Origin of the sequence: Neptuniibacter sp. QD37_6, from assembly GCF_047778085.1 — a bacterium.
Taxonomy (GTDB): domain Bacteria; phylum Pseudomonadota; class Gammaproteobacteria; order Pseudomonadales; family Balneatricaceae; genus Neptuniibacter.
Genome location: NZ_CP180550.1, coordinates 1,040,042 through 1,060,082, shown reverse-complemented (window position 1 = coordinate 1,060,082; position 20,041 = coordinate 1,040,042). Strand labels below are relative to the sequence as shown.

The window sequence follows — 20,041 nt, the reverse complement described above, 5'->3', positions numbered from 1 at the left end:
TGAAAATAAAAACAGGAGCCCTAAGGCCCCTGCGTTCTCAAGCGGGAAAATGCTTAAAGAAGATTGATTGGGTAATCCAAGATCAAACGGATATCGTTTACACGACCAATACCCTGAATTACGTCACCGTTCACGTGAGATACGCGAAGCTGTACGCTTAGATCTTTAGCTTTACCACTTTGTACAGTGTATTTAGCGTCGAAGTTAGTTTCGTGACGCTTACCGTCTGTACCACCAGCGTAGTCAACATCCCAAGACTGAGTGTGACGCGCCATTAGGTGAAGACCAGGAAGTGATGGCATATCGTAATCTACACGGAACTGTAGAGATTGCTCATCATCAGCATCGAAGTCTAGTAGCTGAACCGCACCGTAAGTGAAGTACTGAGAGTCGTCATTACGCTCAGTGCCGCTGCCGTCCCACTTGATGTTGTAACCGTCGTCACCACCAACAGTCTGGTAGTTCACAGTGTACGCCCAGTCACCTTTAGCGAAACGAGCAGTTAAGCTAGTTAGGTTGCTGTCGTAATCAGCCAACAGGATACCGTCGTCAGAACCGCGCATGTGACGCGCGTCTAGTGTTACATCGTACTCACCCATCTTAGTTGGGTAAGCTACGTTGAACCAAGACTGCTTCTTGTAGTCATCTGCAACAGCGTGCTGAACTTCAATGCTCGCACCGTTAGCAAATTTGTAAGTACCACCTACGGAAGTGATGTCGTAGTCTTCACCGTTCGCTTCATACTTCTGGAAACCTTCGTCAGTGTTGCGAGAAGCTTCGTCAGAGTAGAATGCATATAGGCTCAGGTTGTCTAGAGCGATGTCACCGTAAATAGCTTGTGTGCTTGGTGCAGAAAGACGAGACTGAAGATCGTTGAGTAGTGGCGTCATCATTACCATGCGGCCTGCACGGATGTTTACATTATCCAGAGGTTTCAGTTTAACGTATAGATTCTCAACCGCAGTGTAGCCTTTACCGCCAGTTGCCAACACGTCAGAAGTGTTAACTGTCTTATCGTCTTCTAAAGCTACAACTTCAGTAACAGTTGCATCAAAACCAACGAAACCACCAAAGTATGGAGAAGCAACGTCTAGTTTGAACGCTTGACCCGCAGCAATAGTGTCTGGGATACCCTGATCAAAATCACGGTTCATGTAGAAAGTACGTAAACCTAAATCAACTTTAAAACCGTCATTTTGCGCTTCAGCTGCGATGCTGGAGCCGCTAGCTACTGCACCGAATGCCAGAGCCGCTACGCTTAGTTTTTTCTGAAACATAATAATGTAACAAACCTGAGTTATTATTTGCGAAGGTGGCTATTTTAAGAAAATAAAGGCAGGCTTTTTCTTTGTAATTTTCGGGTTTGCAGGGTTTAACGCTCGAAACTGGTGCGTTCGCAGAGGAATCCATCAAAAATGACAATTTTCGTCATTTTAATATCATTTTCGCTGGTGTTTTTTAGGTTAATACACCATGAAGGGTGGAACTTTTTCTAACTTTTACAGTCCTTCGCAGCATCAAATAGCGCTTTCAAAGCGCATCTAACTATTCTTCTCGCCAATCAGTCATACTGTATTTAGAAAGTATTTCCTGTAACTGACCGCTCTTGCGTAATCGCTCTATTCCATCGGAAAGAATCTGAGCGTATTCCTGAGACTCATCTATAACCGGAGAAAACGCGATATAGGACTTTTCAAACTCTTTTGCACTACCCGAGACTTTAAAATGATCAGCCTTATTAAGCAGATTCGCGGTGTACCAAAAAACAGGTTCGGCTTCGACCAGCATATCGATCCGCTTTAAAGAAAGCATCTGTATACCTCGATGAAGGGGCTGCTCGCTTCCTAACATAGTCACACTATCGGAGCTATTATTCTGAATATAATCCCGCAATTCATCGCCATAATCGTAACCACTAATAGCAGCTAGTTGATGGCCTTGAAGCGATTCGACCCCTTGATACTGCCAATTCGAATCTTTATGTACAAAAAAGGTATTCCCCAAAATTGCCAACTCTTGCTCAGGTAGAACAAACCCCGGCACATCGCCTTTAAAGGCACCAACTACTGCATTGATATGTCCTTTCTTCGCTTCCTGAATAGCACGAGACCAGTTCATCTCTATGTACTGAACCTCTATCCCCTTCTCTGCAAAAACTTCAGTAGCCACTTCAATCATAAAACCGGGTAAAGGCGCGTTAGCTTCACAGTTAAAAGGACACCAGCGATCAGCAGCGATCACAATTTTTTCTGCGGCTAACCCAATAGAGCAATAAAGTAGGAAGGTAGCTGTGAAAATCAACCTAAGCATTTGAGATATCGTCGTCCAAAACATACATCAAGACTTACAATGTAATACAGAAGAAAGACGCCCTCAATACACCTAAGCCTAATAAGGTTTTACTCTGTCAGACCCGATCCGAGCTGGGTACTGAACCAACTATGACATGAAAAATCTTTAGCTTTCATTCAACAAAAACAGCTACTAGGCTTATCTAAGGTTCAAAGAATAAGGGTAGCGCGTGGAAAAACCTGAATTGGAGCAACTACAACAACGGCTAAACCTATTTGAAGCGATCGCAGATAACGCTACAGCGGTTATTGCTGCGAAAGATTTAGATGGTCGTTACCTCTATGTTAATCAAGAATATTCCCGCTTATTCCATGAAGAAAAACATAGCTTCTGCGGTAGAACCGATCACGAAATATTCCCCGAAGATATTGCTACAGCTTTTCGACAAGCTGATTTACAAGTGATCGAGAAAAAGGAAGTCATTACCGTAGAAGAGAAGGCTCCAGTGGATGGTCAAATTCGTGACTACCTGTCGATTAAATTCCCCATCACCGATTCGGAAGGAAATATATTTGCGACAGGCATAGTCGCCACCGATATAACGGAGCGAAAAGCAGCAGAGCAAGAAGTCCTGCGTTTATCCCGCGTCGATCACCTAACCCAAGTAGCTAATCGCTCTCTACTCGAACAACGGCTGGGTGAAGCTATTGAAAAAGCAAAAGCGCATAACCAGTTGATCGGTGTCGCTATTGTAGATTTAGATGAGTTTAAACCCGTTAATGACACCTACGGTCATCACGTGGGCGATTCAGTATTGAAACTGATGGCGGAAAGGCTTATGCATTCTTGCCGCAGCTCAGACACAGTGGCGCGTTTAGGCGGTGATGAGTTTGTTGTTGTTTTAGAAGATCTAGAAACAATGCAGAATGCCATATCTTCACTCCACCGTAGTGTTGAAACGCTTCATGATACTTACCATATAGAATCACAAACCATCAAACTTAGCGCGAGTGCAGGACTTGCTTTTTACCCTCACCATGGCACAGATATCTTCACTTTATTGAAAGCCGCAGACGACGCACTTTACAAAGCAAAGAGACAAGGCAGAAACCAAGTGCAGGTGGCTTAAACGTTATGTTCTGTATTTTTCGTAGGACTTACTATAAAAAAGCCCGATCAAACAATCGGGCTCTAAAACCTATATGGTTTAAGCTATCTCTTTTTCCTTTTGTTTCGGCTGAGCATCATCGCCATCGGCAAATATGACCTCGTCTCCAGGATTGTGTTTACCCATTAGTTTTGGACGCTCAATCAGGAAGTACAAAATCAAGCCAATACCTACCGCATACACTGTAGATTTTGGATCAGGCATCGCTAGTGTTACCGCAACAATACCCGCAACACCACGCTCAGTAGGGTTCTTCAACTGTTCCATACCTACCATGATGCAGATATAAGCCGTCAGCACCAAGGTCAGCGATAGCGCGATTGGCAAAACAGGCTTAAACAGAGTTACCAGAGGTAAGATGAACAGCGCGACCAAACCCGTGATCCAGAACGTACCACCGCCACTATAGATAGAATCCATCGCCTTACGGCCCATCGCGTAACGCTCAGCAACCGTTGCGTGTGCAGCAGTCCATAAAGGCCCTGCCAGACCCGGCCATGGCGCAAAGAAAGCGTGAATACCGTTACGGATCGCAGTTACTAAGTGAACACGGTCTACGCTAGATTCAATCTTCTCATCGTCACGAATATGGTCAACACGATCTACCAGCGTAAAACCAACAATGATGTCACCAAAAGCGATTACGTAAGCAATAATGGCAGTCGGAATAGCTAAGAGGAAAACATCCAAATCAGGGAAACCAACAGCAAAGACTAAGTACTCAGCCATCAAAGCGAAATCAGGTTGAGTGATACCCCATTCAATTGCAGGCAGTGGATATTCGCCCACAGACCAACCCACAACCATCGCAATCAACATGCCCGGTACCATACCGAAGTTAGCAATTTTCTTGGCTAATGGATTGGAATCAATCACGTTTTTAAACGAAAGAGAAAACAGTACGTAAGCAGAAATAATCGAACCAACAATAAGAGAGACCGGCGTCGCATCAATTCGGCCACCTACCTTAAGTTCGCCCATCATCGCAGCAATACCCGCCCCAATGATGATCCCGGCTTTCAGGGAGTTAGGGATAACATTAACCAACTTAGAGCCCCAACCTGTCGCCCCCAAGATAAGGAATATCAGTGTCACCTCAATCTGCAAAGCAAACATCGCTTTGATCGCTTCAGGACCAGGTTCAAAACCATTAAGGTAAAGAATGACCACTGGAATCGCCGGTGTAATCCAGCCCGGAACCAGAGGTACACCCAGTAAGGCCGGAAGAATATAACCAAGGCCAGCAATAAACGTGAAAGCAAGGGCAGCTTCGTACGGCATACCCAAATACTTCTCCAGTAATGGAATCATTGCCAAACCTACAACGAACATCACCAAACCCTGAATGATCTCTGGGGTCTCTAAACGGTAATGCACTAGCGGTAGTCGAATTTTGAATGGCCCGAACCCCCAATACGGGTGCTCAGCTCCATGACTTCTTTTTATCAGTGCCATTTTATCCACCTTGCTGCGTTAATTTTGATCAGAAAACGTTCATCCTGACCTAGGTGGAGCCACCATAATTTGCTGCAACGCAGTAAGCGATATTAGAGCATTCTACTTTAGTAAAAAATCACCCCTAAAGTATTAGGGTTTTCCCCAATTAAAACAAAGCGTTACAAATAAAAACAGAATGTTTCAAAAGATTACAAATACATACAGATCTTTAATTTTCGGGTAAAAAGGCAGGGAAAATACGGGAATATTCGGCTTTTTTTCGGCGATGCAAAACAATAAAGATTGAATGTCTGTCTTAGAAAGGGGCACAAATTAATATCAAAAACTTACTCTATAGCTGTAGGAAAACCCTCTTCGGTCAGCCAGTCAGCTGCATCTTGTAAGTTGTCAAAAGCAGCACGCACAAAACCATCCTGCTCAGAAACAATCATCTTATTTATAACAGCATGTTTCAGGGCAGAAGGCTGATATACATTCGCAGCTCTTTCAAGGCCATTTACAATACACCACTCGACTAACCGCTCAATGACTTCCGAAACCTCTAAGGTTCCTAACTCCCAGTCATTTAGGCAAACAATATGCCCCCATCCACCTGAAAAGTGCTGCGCTAATGCCATAAATTCCTTTTCAAACTACTGCGCACATTCCATATTCCATGAGCCGCTTACTTTGGCAAATAAAGTCGTGCCTTCAACCCATAACTCGTAATGACCATGCGGGTTATAACCCATACTTCAGCTCGCATAATATCTAATTCACTATCTCAATCATTATAGACAGGGTTGCAACAACGGATTTATGAGCTCGCTCAAGGATGGTATGCCGTAAAATGCAAAAAGCCCGCAACAAGTGCGGGCTTCTTTAAATCTTGGTAGGACTAGGCAGATTATACGTCGCAGGCTCCGATGTGGTCTCGCTTCGCTCGGCTCGAATGCCTTCAGCAGTTATTCGTCGCTCCGCGCCTCACCCTCGGGCCGTCGTCGCGGGCTCCGACGTTATCTCTCTACGTTCGATTCTCATCTGTCCTAGGATTCACATATCGCAGAATGCAAAAAGCCCGCAACAAGTGAGGGCTTCTTTAAATCTTGGTAGGACTAAGCAGATTCGAACTGCTGACCTCTACCATGTCAAGGTAGCGCTCTAACCAACTGAGCTATAGTCCTATATCTGTATCGCGATAAGTTGCGAGCAGGTGTTGGCGTATTATACGCAGCCACTTGCTTGGATCAAGCAGCAAAAAGTAAATAAAGGGATAATAACCCTTTCGGACCGGTGAATAAGACCAAGCAGATTATACGTCGCTCCGCTCCTCCCCCTTCGGGGCTATCGTCGCTGGCTCCGATGTGGTCTCGCTGCGCTCGGCTCGAACCGCCGACGTCCACCATATCAAGGTAACGCTCTAACCAACTGGGCTATAGCTCTATATAGAGGTATTTTTCAGTCAGGAGCGGTCCATAGGCAACCACTTACATAGCTCTAATAAATATTGTGTTTACTACTTAATCCACCAAGTTGTTCTCTATCGCGTAACGCGTTAGGCCTGCAGCGGTGTGGATATCGAGCTTATTTTTGATATTTTGACGGTGAGTTTCTACTGTGCGAACAGAGATATCTAACTCGCGTGCGATCTCTTTATTGCTGTTGCCTTCAGCCACCAGCTTAAGTACATCTTTCTCGCGGCCCGTTAATGGCTCTTGTTCCTCTTCAACTGCAACAGACGCCGCTTGTTCAAACTGGCTGAACAGTGCTTGCGATGCGCCGGAGCTAAAGTAAGTGCCGCCTCGGTAGATGGTTTCGATAGCAGAGATAAGTTCTTCTGAGGAGACATCTTTCAAAACATAACCAGCAGCGCCGCATTTGATCAGTTTAACGATATATTCACGATCATCGTGCATACTAAGGATCAGCACTTTGATATCAGGTTGTTCTTCACGGAATCGTTCGGTTGCTTCAAAGCCATTCATCACAGGCATGGAGACATCCATAAGCACGACGTCTGGTTTCACTTCCGCAGCGAGCTTAAGTGCCTGTTTGCCGTCGTTGGCCATGCCTACCACTTCCAGTGATTCTTCACCTTCTAAACGTGCACTAATGCCATCTAACACTAATGGATGATCATCTACTAACACGACACGTATTTTCATATTATCCACTGTATTCAAGTTAAAGAATTGTAAACCCTGCACGAATCCGCGTACCTGCCCCTATTTTACTTTTCACCCCAAAACGTCCACTTAACAGTTCGGTACGTTCTCGCATATTAAGTAAGCCGATGCCTGAAGCTGTCTTCCCTGGAGAGAACCCTTTACCATCGTCCGTTACTTCGACCCAAATATACCCTTCTCGCGACCAAATGCGCAGCCCTACTTGAGTAGCCTCTGCGTGTTTTTCAATATTGGTCAGCGCTTCTTGGGCGATACGATACATGGTGATTTCAATATCATCAGGTAGTCGTTGTTCTGGCAGTTCTAAACGAATATTGGTCTGTATACCGGTACGCTCTGAGAAATCCGCGATCATACTGTGTAGTGCTGACTCTAAGCCTAGATCATCAAGCTGTATAGGACGAAGATCGTGGGAGATACGTCTTACTTCTTGGATCGCCATATTAAGGACGTCGCAGCCTTTGTTCAGATCGTTGGCGGCCGATTCATCCTGTTTGAGTAACTTATCTCTCGCGAGCTCCAATCTAAACTTGACCGATACCATTAACTGGTTAATACCGTCATGGAGTTCTCTGGCAAAGTTACGACGTTGGCTCACTTGGAACTGCACATAGCTATGAGCAAGTTCACGTAAACGTTTATCGGCAAGCTGGGAAGCATGCATGTTGATTGCGATACCCACTAAGGCAATCACGATGATTGTGCCCGCCAAAATCACCACAACGGTAAAGAAGGTATTACGAATATTACGGGTTACTTTAAGCCGGATTGAGGCAACCTCTTTGGCAATATCATCGATATATAAACCGGTGCCCATCATCCAGTTAAACTTGGGGATCTCGACCACATAACTGAGCTTATCTTCTAGATCACCCTTAGAGGGCTTTTTCCACACATAGCGGTAAAAACCACCGCCTTTTTTCGCCACTTCGATGAGATCTCGAATCACCATTTTGCCGTTTTCATCTTTGAGGTCCATCAGGTTTTGACCGATCAACTCATGCTGGATCGGATGGACCAAATTGACTCCCTGACGGTCATAGACAAAGAAGTAACCATCTTCTCCGTAGGTCAGGCCATCGAGAATGTTCTTAACTTTTTCTTCAGCAACTTTATCACCCGGCTGAGCATCTTTAACGATATGCTCAATTGAGTTCATCGCCAGCTCTACGTAGTTTTGTAGCTCTTGGCGCTTAGAGCGCAGTAAGTTTTCTTCGAAAGTGTGAATCTCTTGCTCAGAGAGATGCTTGGCTTGGGTCAAGCTGATCATGGTAACAGCCACAGTTACCATCACTAGTGGCAAAATGGAAAGCAGTAGGATTTTAGTTTTTAAAGAGGCTGTAACCCGTTTCATTGGTACTAGCTTTCCTGATCATTTCGGCTGATAGTTAAGGTTCCAGTATAAAGGATGCGGGGTATAACACTCCATGGATTTCTCACTATGGTCAAAGGCTGAAGTACTTTACACATCGGCATCTCGCCGCGGCGAGTTAAAGAGCCTGACAACCTCATCACATAAGGTTAAAGAAGGCGAACTACAGTTCCAGCTAAGGCAATTATCCAGCTTAAAAGAGAAGGCCAACGCCAACTCAGCGACATCAAATAATAACCCTTTCCTTCCCCACGAACCGAGTCTTTATGTTGGCCCTGTGGGTAATAATCATAAGTTATTGCTGAACAAGTTTAATGTCTTAGAGCAGCACCTGCTGTTAGTAACCAATCACTTTGAGCAGCAAAACATTCTGCTTTCGCTCGATGATTTTAGCGCTTTATATCAATGCTTAACCCAAGGCCCTGCGCTCGCTTTTTATAATAGCTCAGCCGAAGCCGGTGCTAGCCAACCACACAAACATCTACAGTTAATCCAGTTAGATGAAAACGCAGCTGATCTAATCACCTTTAGCCCACAGTTTGAGCAACTTCATGATGAAGTACCAAGGAAGTTAGATTCCCTCCCCTTCGAACATGCCGCCTTAGCTTTGCCAAATGATCTCTTCGACGGGGACACGCCTGAAGATTCAGCAACTCAATTACAGCATTTGTATGATCGACTGCGCACGACACTATCACTGGAAAGCTCGGGTGATAAAACCGTGCCGCCACACAATCTTCTACTCACTCATAAGTGGATGATGGTGGTGCCACGTAAGCAGGAATCCTTTGAAGGTATTTCTCTGAATGCGCTAGCCTTTGTGGGATCTATCTTGGTAAAGGATAAAGCCCAAGCCGAGCTAATTACGCGACAAGGGCTTTGCAAAGCGCTGTCAGAAGTTAGCGGTTTACTTGTATAAAACAGCTAACCCCAGACAAAAAAGCGCCCCGATAAACGGGGCAAATGGGAATGAACCATTAATTGGGCAGTTACCCGCCCAGAGAGAAGAGTGATAACGGCCACTCAACCGTCTTACGCCAAACCATAGAATCCTGGGAATACTAGGATTGAGATAACAACCGCTACCTGCATCAGGATGAAAGGCATAACACCTTTATAGATATCCATTGTCTGTACGCTCGGCGGTGCAACACCTTTGAGGTAGAACAGACTGAAGCCAAATGGCGGAGTTAAGAAACTTGTTTGTAGGTTCATCGCGATTAGAATCGCAAACCATACCGGCGCTATACCTAGTGCATCAGCAACCGGTGCCAAGATCGGTACGATGATGAAACTGATCTCTACGAAGTCGATAAAGAAACCTAGGATCAAGATCGCAAGCATAGATAGGATCAAGAAGCCCTGAGCACCACCTGGTAAATCAGATAGAACTTCCTCAACAATGTAGTCACCACCTGTGTAAGTGAACGCCATAGAGAAGGCTGTCGCACCCAACAGGATCGCAAATACCATCGCTGTAACTTTTACGGTCTCAGTTGCAGACTCAAGAACCATCTTCCAACTGAACTGGCGGTACATAGCAGCTAATACCATCGCGCCTACACCACCTAGTGCAGAAGATTCGGTTGGCGTTGCAATACCTGCGAAAATGGAACCAAGTACGATCAGAATCAACGCTAGTGGTGGAATGATCGCTTTAAGCGCTTTGATATATTGTTCACGCTTAGAATCCACATCATCGTCTAAAGGCAGTGCTGGCGCAGCTTCTGGCTTAACAAAGCTGTAGATTAGGATGTAAACAACGTAGATACCGATCAACATTAGACCTGGGCCTACCGCTGCTTTAAATAAGTCACCTACAGGGATACCTAGTACGTCACCCAAGATAATTAGGATGATCGATGGCGGAATAATCTGACCCAGCGTACCCGACGCACAGATAGTACCGCAGGCAAGTGACTTGTCGTATTTGTACTTCAACATTACCGGTAGCGAGATCAAACCCATTGCTACAACAGATGCACCTACTACACCGGTAGAAGCCGCCAACAACGCACCTACTAATACTGTAGAGATTGCCAAGCCACCGCGAACACCGCCAAACAGTTTACCCATAGACTCAAGCAACTGCTCAGCCAACTGAGTTTTCTGTAAAACGATACCCATGAAAATAAATAGAGGAACTGCCATCAATACCGTGTTTTCCATAATGCTTTGAATACGGAACGGCATAAAGGCGAACATTTCTGCGCCTTCGGCAAACACACCGAAGAACAGCGCTACACCACCAAAGGTAAAGGCAACTGGGAAGCCGACAAGCAGCATCAACAGCGCCACAACAAACATAATAATACCAATCATTACTAAACGCCCCTTAGTGCTGTGGTGGTTGGTAATGATCTTCTTTGGTGTTGCCCAAGAAGATGTTTAAAGATTTAAGGAACAAACCGATACCGCTAATTAACATTGCAAAGAACGCAAAAGGAATAACGGATTTGATAATCCAACGATATGGCAAACCACCCGGGTCACCCGAAGTCTCGCCTAATTCAAATGATTCACGCGCAAAATCGATACCGTACCAGCCAACGAGAGCACAGAACGGAAATAGCAAAAAGGCACAACCAAGCATATCGATCATAGCTTTGGTCTTAGCTGACAAACGTTCATAAATAAGATCTACACGTACATGGCCGCCGACCCTTAGCGTGTAAGAAACACCTAACATAAATACCGCTGCATATAGGTGCCACTCTAATTCTTGCATCCCGATGGAGACATCATTAAAGACATAGCGCATTACAACGTCGATAAAGACATTGAACAGCATTAATACAAACAAAACTGCAGAGATCTTGCCCATCACATCGGAAAAGCTGTTGATCGCCTGCTCCAGTCTCACTAGAAACATGATTTCTCCTAGAAGATTAAGAAGTTGGTGCCCCGGATCGGGACAATGTCCAGAGCACCAACGAGGGGGTTCTTACGACTCGATTACTTAGACAAGCTGTTTAGGTAAGCTTTATCTGAGATATCTGTCCATGCACGTGCTTTTTCCATGTACGCAGACTGAGACTCAAGAATTTTCTTAGCTAGTGGATCAGCAGCAGCTTTTTCAGCTAGCAACTCATCGTTAGCTTTACGCATTGCGCTGATAACTTCAGCTGGGAAAGATTTAACCTGAATGTTCGGGAATTCTTTCTTCATGCTATCCCAGTTAACCGCAGAATCGTGGTAAGACTGGATGTACATGTCGTAAGCCGCAGTACGCATTGCTGTTTTCAAGATCTGCTGTAGATCAGCTGGTAGACGCTCAAACTTCTTCTTGTTCACTAGGAACTGAAGTTCAGTCGCAGGCTCATGCCAACCTGTGTAGTAGTAAGGAGCGATCTTGTGGAAACCCATACGTAGATCAAGTGAAGGACCTACCCACTCTAGTGCATCGATAGTACGACGCTCAAGTGCAGTGTAAAGCTCACCCGCTGGGATGTTAGTTGGTTTCGCACCTAGCTTAGCCAATACTTCACCCGCAAAACCAGGGATACGCATTTTCAAGCCTTGAAGGTCGTCTAGAGAGTTAATCTCCTTCTGGAACCAACCGCCCATCTGGTTACCTGTGTTACCACCAGGGAAGGACATTAGGTTGAACTTACCGTAAACCTCGTCCATTAGTTCCTGACCACCACCGTAATAGAACCAACCGTACTGTTCAGGTGCAGTCATACCGAAAGGCATAGTAGTGAAGTACAACGTGTTAGGTACTTTACCTTTCCAGTAATAAGACGCAGAGTGGCCCATATCGTACTGACCAGAACGCACCATATCAAAAACACCAAATGGTGCTTTGTGCTTGTTCTTAGAATCGATTTGGATTTTAAGACGGCCGTTAGACATCTCTTCAGCCAGCTTAGCCATGTTTTTAGTCGCGTCACCAAAAACTGGGAAGTTAGTTGGCCAAGTTTCTGCCATTTTAAGTTTGTATACTTTGTCAGCAGCCATTGCTGGCGTAGCCAGTACTGCAGTACATGCAGCTGCAGTGATTAACTGCTTAGGAAAAGTCATTTTGAACATTTTTATTATCATCCTCTCTCTATAAAACGCGATTACTAACCGTCGTATAAGTGTGGTCGCAACTGAATAAAATCTCCTGTTCAATCCACTCCGACCACCGGCAACATCGCTAAAACTATAGCCATGCTAGCCCTTACAGTCTTACACAGCATGTCATAACCCGATATTGGGATAAATGCGCATAAGTACTAGATAGATTACTTAGATGGCGTACGTAGTAGTACGTAGAAAAACTTCTACTATAACTTAGCTTCTGATACGTTGCGTATCCACTAAGAAGGCTAGAAACCATATAAAAATCAGCTCTCTAGGCCTGTTATTCAGGCATTAGTAAAAATCGTATCGCCCTGTTGATCAATCATACACTTGGCTTTACGCACCATTTCATCCGCGCACTGAGTTTCATCCATCAAAACATCTGCACGGATAAAGCGATGAGACTGCTCGCCCTTTTCGATCACACCATTGACTCTATACCCCGCATCTTCTGATATCGGCATAGGCTTGATGATATAGCCGTTATATTCCACCTCGATACAACTGCTCGTCGCTTCTGGTTCTGTTTTATTGGCTGTGAACAACTCGCTGATTTTTTTAATCAGAGACATTTAAATAACCTTTGAAAAATTGATTACGTATCAATATGAAAATTTTGCTGCGGTATAAATGGCGAATGCCTTTTCCCAGATTTCACCTACTTTACCATTGCCTATAGGCTGTCCATCAAGTTGTGTTACCGGAGCAATCTCTTTAGAAGAGCTAGTGATCCATAATTCATCCGCAGAACGCACCTCATCCATCGTAATAGTTCGCTCCTCAACGGGAATTGTTCCATCTGCTTTTAAGCTATCAACAATAATCCGGCGAGTAATCCCCGGCAGGATCTGATTATCTAACTTAGGTGTCAGTACAACACCATCTTTTACGATGAAAACGTTACACGCACTGCCTTCGGTAAGCTGATGATCTGCGTTATACAGTAGCGTTTCATCGCTACCTGCAGAGTAGCCTTGTTGAAAGTGGATTACGTTTCCTAGCAGGGCCGTCGATTTAATATGGCAGCGTTGCCACCTTAAATCTTCTGTACTAACCAAACTGTATCGAGTTACTTTTTCTCGATCGACAGGTTCTGGGTCTTTGATCGCGAAAGTGTATGCAAATATGGTCGGCTCTACACCTTCAGGATATGCATGGTAGCGCTTATCGTCCGTGCCTCGAGAAACATGTACGTAGACCCCTAAGTTTTCAGCTTGATCACTGTTTTTCTCGATCAGATCATTCAGTAAATTACGCCATTGTTCAGCAGTGAGGGAGCAGTGAATTTCTATCTCTGCTAAGCCATTTAACATACGTTGGATATGCAAACCTAAACCAACCGATTGTCCCTGATAGTAAGGTATCACTTCGTAGATACCATCACCGAAGAGGAAACCGCGGTCTAAGGGCGAGATACGTGCTTCTGACAATGGTAGGAAATCACCATTAAGGTATGCAATGCTCATAGAGATATCCCTCCTAGATGGGGTCAGAGTAAAATAAACCGACACCCAAAACTTCATGCTTAATAGACAATTACTTGTTAAAAAAACCAATTAAGGAGATTTTACTCTGACCCCAAACCAACAATCTTCCTTAACTCATTAATCACGCTTTGTCCTTCGGATGCTGGCAAACCATCTTCTGTTAACTCATTTTCTCTTGTCACACCGTCGACGCTGCCTAATTTGGAAAGATAGCGAAGTATCTCAAGGGGCTGTATATCGGCAAAGAAATCTCGATGGTTCCAAAAGCTTAGAAAAGCAATTATGCCGTAGGCTCCCCAATTAGATACATCTGTAATAAGTAGCTCATCCACTTCGGTAACCGACGCTTTGATATCAAGAGCTTTAAGAGCGTCTTTTACATTACCCATACCTATTTCATTGCCACCATCACCAATACCTATGGTTGGGCATTTAGCATTCAGGATAAAGGTGTCAAAGCATGCTGTACGAGCGCTAATGTTTTCACCGCGCATATTGTAATAGCGGCCATCTTCAGCCTGACCTGGGCGTTCAATAGAGATGACAGCTTCGGGGTTGTATTGATACAGCGCTTGGAACGCTTCCAGAGTCCGCTCTTTATGCTCTCCCACACGAATTTCATGAACTCTATAATCAGGCATAAGTGCCTGAGATACCGGTGGACCACAGACAATAACCGGAGTCGCACCAATCGCTTCTAAGACTTTGTATAGCGCGATCGCCCCTACCGGTCCATCGGTTTCGAAAGTATCCACAACGGGGAAACCAGTTCCAATCAATACATGTCCTCTGCATCGATTAAGTATCCGAGCTGCACGCAGGTAATAGCCTGATTCCAACACGGGTTGGATCGTTTGCATGCCACGCAAATTTCTAGCAACCAATAGATCTTCGATCTGCTTACTTATCGTGGTTTCATGTGGCATGACGGCACCTATACAACTGATACTTGTGGATCGCTAATTCACTTTATCTGGCTCGGTTCGTTCAAATTTTTTCTGCGTTAATGATTGAATGTTGTGCGCATCATCAATCGTTATCTGCTCAAACGAGACTTTGGCACCCGGCATCATTTGCGCCATTTTTGCAGTATCTAATGAGAGCATAGAGCCAATCTTTGGATAGCCCCCAATGGTTTGTCGATCATTTAGTAAAACGATTGGTTGTCCGTCTGCCGGGATCTGTATGGCACCATGGCAGATTCCTTCCGATAAAATCCCATCTACCGACGCTTTAACTTCAGGACCTGATAATCGATAACCCATTCGGTCAGCACGATCAGTAACTGCATACTCACTACTAAAAAATATGCGCTTATCATGTTCGCTAAAAAGATGCTGTTGATAACCGCAGATAACCCGCAAGCTGGCATGTTCATCGTATTGCGGTCGATGATGCTCAGCTAGGCGATAGGCTCTAGCCTCGTTTACTTCTGTACAGTATAGAAAATCACCTTGTTGAAGCTTACCGCCATCTATACCGCCGATACCTTCTCTCATAACTGTCGCGCTGCTGGAGAAGCTAGGTTGTATCTGAAACCCACCACTCACGGCTAAATACGCTCTCGCACCTTTGGTTGCGAACCCTAACTCGATCCGATCCCCCTGTTGGATTTTTTGAGCATGCCAACACTCTCTTTCCAATCCATTAACCTTAAACGGGATATCTGCTCCAGTTACAACCATGTAGGTATCGACATGGGATTCCAACACCAATCCGCCAACACTAACTTCTAGTAGCGAACTATTTAGGTCATTGCCTAATAAACGATTAGCCCATTTAAAGGCCTGCGCATCTAGAGGTCCACCGGTCGTTAAACCAATCCGATGATGACCAAAACGGCCTGCATCTTGAATAAGTGTTAACAGGCCTGGCTGTAATACTTTAAAACCCATTTCGCTCATAACTGTCCGCCTAACGCGAGATATTCGTCTCGGGTAATTGGCTTAAACGTCACTCTATCCCCAACCTTAACCGGCATATTTGGTTTTTTATCCGGCGTAAACATTTCAGTTGGACACAAACCTATCAAATTCCAGCCACCTGGAGATTCAGCTGGATACACGGCAGTCTGCCGATCAGCAATAGCTACGGCGCCTTTAGGCACTTTTTGTCTAGGTGTAGATAAACGAGGTGCTGCTATTCTAGGATCGACCTCACCTAAGTAAGCAAACCCAGGGGCAAAACCTATAGCATAAACTCTGTACTCTTGTTGGCTATGAATCTTAATAACTTCATCCACTTCCAAATTCGCATTTTGAGCCAACATCTCTAGATCAGGACCCGATTCCGGACTGTAATAAACAGGCAAGGAAACTAGATTTCCCTTCTTTTGTTCAGCTTGATCGAGCTGAGTAAGTAAGTCACGGAGGTGTTTTTTTATTTCCAGATGATCACAGCTAAACAGATCGTAGATCACTAACAAAGACGCATAAGAAGGAACGAGATCGATTAGCTTATCGGCTAATTCTATCTCTAACACAGAAACAGCGTGCTGTACTTTGGCAGAGGTTTCTGGACTGGCCTTATCACCAAAATAGATGATCAGCGCATTCTCCCCTGCGACTTCTATTCTCATGACTGGATTAACTCTCGGATCTCTTGGATTGCATTAACACCCTCCATATTATCCCCATGTACACACAGCGTATCGGCCTGTAGTTGAAGTTGATGGCCATTTACCGTTGTGACGGTGCTACTATCTTTGAGCTGACGTACTTGAGCCAACATTTTCTCTTTGCTATGCACTGCTCCTGGCAGTGAACGTGACAAAAGCTTGCCATCATCGGCATAACAACGATCAGCAAATATCTCAAACCACAGTTCGATGCCTATCTTTTTTGCTTCCTCTTGATGTTGTTCCGCTTGTGGAGTGCTTTGTAACATCAACCTTAATGGTTTGTGGTAAGCCGCTATTGCACACATAACATCTTGTCGAACTGAAGTATCCGCCATCATATCGTTATACATCGCACCATGAGGTTTAACATAAGTAAGCTCTAGTCCTACACTGGCTGCCATCCCATCTAATGCTGAGATCTGATAAAGCAGCATCGATGTCAGTTCATCAGAGCTCACTTTTAGACTACGTCGACCAAAGCCAACAAGATCAGGATATCCCGGGTGCGCACCAATCATGACGCCGTTTTGTTTGGCGAGCGCCAATGTTTTCTGCATGACCAACGGATCGCCTGCATGAAAACCACAAGCGATGTTTGCCTGATCAATATGGGGCATCACCGCTTCATCCAATCCCATTTTCCATGAACCGAAGCTTTCACCCAGATCACAATTTAGCTTTAAACTCATTAAGTATTCCTTAAATCAAAACCTTCAATCACGCCTTGATCAGAAGATGGCAAGGCGGCTATTGGGTAGGTCTGTCACGATCATATGGCCTGGGCTATGAGAAATACAGAACGAGGGCTTAGCCTGCTCTATTGCCACTTGAGGCGTTACACCACATGCCCAAAAAACGGGCAGTTCGCCCTCTTTAATTGTGACCGCATCGCCAAAATCAGGTTTGTAAATATCTCTAATACCAATCTCTGTAGGATCACCCAAATGCAAAGGCGCGCCATGGACAGATGGGAAACGGCTACAGATCTGAATAGCTCGAATCGCATCTGCCGCTTTCATTGGCCGCATACTGACAACCGTATCGCCACTAAAACAACCTGCGGACTTACAGGGGATATTGGTTCGATACATTGGGACGTTAACCCCTTCAGTTATATTCCGGATCTCTAAGCCATCCGCCAAAAGCGCTTCTTCGAATGAGAAAGAGCAACCGAGAACAAAGGTAACCAGATCATCTCGCCACAATGCAGATACATCTGGCAGTTCTTCGACTAACTCACCATCCCGATAGACTCGATACTTCGGAATATCGGTACAAATATTTAGATCTTCCCCTAGACTCGGCAGCATAAATTCGCCCGGTCTTTCAGACATACCAATCAAGGGGCAAGGCTTAGGGTTTAACTGACAAAACTGTAAAAAATCACCGGCATAATCTTTAGGCAAAATAACCAAATTACCTTGTACAAACCCCGCCGCAACTCCGGAGGTGTTATCTTGAAATTTTCCTCGACGAATCATCTGGCGTATCTGCAATGGTGATTTATTTGAATACATAATTGATCCTACTTGCTACTAAGAAACCTTTGAAAAAGCTCTATACGACTCAAGCTAGCTACGTACCAAGTTTAGTCATAGCGTCATAACAAGATGGTACGTTTGAACCATTTATCTAAGTATGTACCCGATATAGAAATAAAGTCACTATTAGACTGATTTAAAAGTAATTTACTGTTCTTAATGAAAGGTCTTACTTCTATTTAGTGCTAAGATGATCAAATAGATAACCAATCTTTTAACACTATGTCGCATTCTAAAACCATTTAGATGCATTTTGGATTTTATATTGGAACCTCTATGAGTTACCTAGACACTCAGGAAGTCGTTAAACAATTAGCCGATCTAACAGGCGCTTTAACATCTGAGAAAGATCACTCAAAACTGTTAGATCGTATTATTTTGGGGTGTATGTACCTAACCAATGCGGATGGGGGAACGCTATATACACTCAATGAAGAGAATGAAAACGAACTAAAATTTTCTGTTCTTCATAACCGTTCTTTAGGCATTCATCAAAAGCCTCGCGACCTCCCTGCGGTAGAGATCCACAATGCTCAACAACAAGCCTCCAAACTGGTTGTGGTTCAAACCTTCGTTCAAAGGGAAACCATCAACATCCCCGATGTATATGACTGCGACGACTATGATTTTTCAGGTACTCGTAAGTTCGATAAACAACTAAATTACCGTTCAAAATCCTTTTTATGTGTGCCTTTACAAGACCATGAAGGGGAAATAATCGGTGTATTGCAGTTACTTAATGCTATGGATAATGAGGGCAACATTATTGCCTTCCCAGATACCCAACAGCATTTGGTTGAATCTTTAGCCTCGCTTGCAGCAGCAGTATTAACGAAACGCCGCTTAATTGATGCTCAACGAATGTTATTCGAATCATTCATTAAACTAATTGGCCGTGCAATCGACCACAAATCGCCTGTGACAGGTAAGCATTGTGAACAAGTACCAGAAATAGCCATGTTAATTGCTTCAGCAGTTAACAACGCGACTGATGGGACATTTGCTGATCTTAGTTTTACTGACCTAGAGATGTACGAGTTGCGGATCGCAGCATGGCTTCACGATTGCGGCAAGATTACCACGCCTGAGTACATCATTGATAAAGCAACAAAACTACACACGATGTTTGATCGGATAGATCTAGTTGAATCCCGTTTTCGAGAATACAAACAACATCTGCAAATTGAGTTACTGCAACAACAGATGCAACTATCAAATGAAGAATATGCATCTGCTGATCAAAAGCTTACTGCACAAATGCAGCAGCTAGATATCGATTTCGATTTTATTCGAAAATCTAATACTGGCTCTGAATTTATGGCCCCTGAAGACAAAGCACGTGTGGTCAGTATCAGTGAGATTAGCTGGATTGATAGTGAAGGCAACGCACGTCATCTGCTCTCCAAGGATGAAGTGGATAACTTATGTATCAGTAAAGGCACATTGACCGATGACGAACGACAAGTGATGCGCGATCACATTAAAGTATCGATCGACATGCTGGAATCGCTAAAATACCCCAAACAACTTTCCGAAGTGCCAGAGATTGCCTGCAACCACCATGAGCATATGGATGGCAGCGGTTATCCTAGAGGGATCACAGCAGAGGATTTATCAACACGTGCGCGGATTATGTGTATCGCTGATATTTTTGAGGCACTAACTTCACCAGATCGCCCGTACAAGAAAGGCATGTTGCTATCGCAAGCGATGACTATCTTGGGGCGGATGGTGGAAGATAATCATCTGGATGCAGATCTATTCAAGCTGTTCGTCGAAAGCGGTACTTATCTGGAATATGCACAATCACATATGACCCCGCGCCAAATCGATGAGTTTGATCCGGCATCACTACCCGGCTTAAATTAAA

19 protein-coding genes and 1 tRNA gene are annotated in these 20,041 nt (G+C 44.4%); 3 read left to right on the top strand and 17 right to left on the bottom strand.

Features of this window, described 5'->3' with window-relative positions; translation table 11 throughout:
• Positions 1-53 precede the first annotated feature (53 nt).
• Both ACMXYO_RS04765 and ACMXYO_RS04760 read right to left on the bottom strand, forming a co-directional pair.
• Positions 54-1,277, bottom strand: a complete 1,224-nt coding sequence (locus ACMXYO_RS04765; protein WP_415887377.1) for an OprD family outer membrane porin — start codon at positions 1,275-1,277, stop codon at positions 54-56.
• A 268-nt stretch (positions 1,278-1,545) separates the two neighbouring features.
• A complete protein-coding gene (locus ACMXYO_RS04760; RefSeq protein WP_415887376.1) occupies positions 1,546-2,310 on the bottom strand; it encodes a substrate-binding periplasmic protein in 765 nt (254 codons plus the stop codon).
• Between the two features lie 211 nt (positions 2,311-2,521).
• Here ACMXYO_RS04760 and ACMXYO_RS04755 point away from each other — a divergent pair, with 211 nt between their 5' ends.
• Positions 2,522-3,421, top strand: coding sequence for a diguanylate cyclase domain-containing protein (locus tag ACMXYO_RS04755; RefSeq protein ID WP_415887374.1), 900 nt, complete (start codon positions 2,522-2,524; stop codon positions 3,419-3,421).
• A 78-nt stretch (positions 3,422-3,499) separates the two neighbouring features.
• On the opposite strand, the gene ACMXYO_RS04750 is transcribed toward ACMXYO_RS04755, so the two are convergent.
• From ACMXYO_RS04750 to ACMXYO_RS04730, 5 genes are all read right to left on the bottom strand, one after another.
• Positions 3,500-4,915 carry a xanthine/uracil/vitamin C permease gene (locus ACMXYO_RS04750; RefSeq protein WP_415883841.1) on the bottom strand — a complete coding sequence of 472 codons (1,416 nt, stop codon included), beginning with the start codon at positions 4,913-4,915 and terminating at the stop codon, positions 3,500-3,502.
• A gap of 329 nt (positions 4,916-5,244) precedes the next feature.
• Positions 5,245-5,535, bottom strand: a complete 291-nt coding sequence (locus tag ACMXYO_RS04745) for a hypothetical protein (RefSeq protein ID WP_415887373.1) — start codon at positions 5,533-5,535, stop codon at positions 5,245-5,247.
• Between the two features lie 469 nt (positions 5,536-6,004).
• Positions 6,005-6,081 (bottom strand) — tRNA-Val (locus tag ACMXYO_RS04740).
• A 336-nt stretch (positions 6,082-6,417) separates the two neighbouring features.
• Entirely contained in the window at positions 6,418-7,062 is a 645-nt protein-coding gene (locus tag ACMXYO_RS04735) for a response regulator (protein WP_415887372.1), read from the bottom strand.
• 19 nt (positions 7,063-7,081) lie between these two features.
• Positions 7,082-8,437, bottom strand: coding sequence for a cache domain-containing protein (locus tag ACMXYO_RS04730; RefSeq protein ID WP_415887371.1), 1,356 nt, complete (start codon positions 8,435-8,437; stop codon positions 7,082-7,084).
• A 73-nt stretch (positions 8,438-8,510) separates the two neighbouring features.
• Between ACMXYO_RS04730 and ACMXYO_RS04725 the strand changes: the two genes are divergently transcribed.
• Positions 8,511-9,374: a DUF4922 domain-containing protein gene (locus ACMXYO_RS04725; protein WP_415887370.1), complete on the top strand. Its 864-nt coding sequence runs from the start codon at positions 8,511-8,513 to the stop codon at positions 9,372-9,374.
• A gap of 113 nt (positions 9,375-9,487) precedes the next feature.
• Here the strand turns inward: ACMXYO_RS04725 and ACMXYO_RS04720 are convergent, their stop codons facing one another.
• The 10 genes from ACMXYO_RS04720 to ACMXYO_RS04675 form a co-directional block, all read right to left on the bottom strand.
• On the bottom strand, positions 9,488-10,777 hold the full coding sequence (locus ACMXYO_RS04720) for a TRAP transporter large permease (protein ID WP_415887368.1): 1,290 nt from the start codon (positions 10,775-10,777) through the stop codon (positions 9,488-9,490).
• A 13-nt stretch (positions 10,778-10,790) separates the two neighbouring features.
• On the bottom strand, positions 10,791-11,327 hold the full coding sequence (locus ACMXYO_RS04715) for a TRAP transporter small permease subunit (protein ID WP_415887366.1): 537 nt from the start codon (positions 11,325-11,327) through the stop codon (positions 10,791-10,793).
• A gap of 83 nt (positions 11,328-11,410) precedes the next feature.
• The gene (locus ACMXYO_RS04710; protein ID WP_415887364.1) at positions 11,411-12,487 is read right to left on the bottom strand and encodes a TRAP transporter substrate-binding protein; all 1,077 of its coding nucleotides are present in this window, start codon (positions 12,485-12,487) and stop codon (positions 11,411-11,413) included.
• 320 nt (positions 12,488-12,807) lie between these two features.
• Complete coding sequence (locus ACMXYO_RS04705) at positions 12,808-13,095, bottom strand: HlyU family transcriptional regulator (RefSeq protein ID WP_415887363.1); 288 nt, start codon at positions 13,093-13,095, stop codon at positions 12,808-12,810.
• A gap of 30 nt (positions 13,096-13,125) precedes the next feature.
• On the bottom strand, positions 13,126-13,989 hold the full coding sequence (locus tag ACMXYO_RS04700; protein WP_415887361.1) for an aminotransferase class IV: 864 nt from the start codon (positions 13,987-13,989) through the stop codon (positions 13,126-13,128).
• Positions 13,990-14,090: 101 nt separating this feature from the next.
• Entirely contained in the window at positions 14,091-14,936 is an 846-nt protein-coding gene (locus tag ACMXYO_RS04695; RefSeq protein ID WP_415887360.1) for a DUF4392 domain-containing protein, read from the bottom strand.
• Positions 14,937-14,969: 33 nt separating this feature from the next.
• Positions 14,970-15,914, bottom strand: a complete 945-nt coding sequence (locus tag ACMXYO_RS04690) for a biotin-dependent carboxyltransferase family protein (protein WP_415887358.1) — start codon at positions 15,912-15,914, stop codon at positions 14,970-14,972.
• On the bottom strand, positions 15,911-16,588 hold the full coding sequence (gene pxpB, locus ACMXYO_RS04685) for a 5-oxoprolinase subunit PxpB (RefSeq protein WP_415887357.1): 678 nt from the start codon (positions 16,586-16,588) through the stop codon (positions 15,911-15,913). Before pxpB ends, ACMXYO_RS04690 begins: the two co-directional genes overlap by 4 nt.
• On the bottom strand, positions 16,585-17,319 hold the full coding sequence (locus tag ACMXYO_RS04680; RefSeq protein WP_415887356.1) for a 5-oxoprolinase subunit PxpA: 735 nt from the start codon (positions 17,317-17,319) through the stop codon (positions 16,585-16,587). The genes pxpB and ACMXYO_RS04680 overlap by 4 nt, the downstream gene beginning before the upstream one ends.
• A gap of 39 nt (positions 17,320-17,358) precedes the next feature.
• Positions 17,359-18,147, bottom strand: coding sequence for a putative hydro-lyase (locus ACMXYO_RS04675; RefSeq protein ID WP_415887355.1), 789 nt, complete (start codon positions 18,145-18,147; stop codon positions 17,359-17,361).
• A 300-nt stretch (positions 18,148-18,447) separates the two neighbouring features.
• Between ACMXYO_RS04675 and ACMXYO_RS04670 the strand changes: the two genes are divergently transcribed.
• Positions 18,448-20,040: an HD domain-containing phosphohydrolase gene (locus tag ACMXYO_RS04670; protein WP_415887353.1), complete on the top strand. Its 1,593-nt coding sequence runs from the start codon at positions 18,448-18,450 to the stop codon at positions 20,038-20,040.
• Position 20,041: the final 1 nt, after the last annotated feature.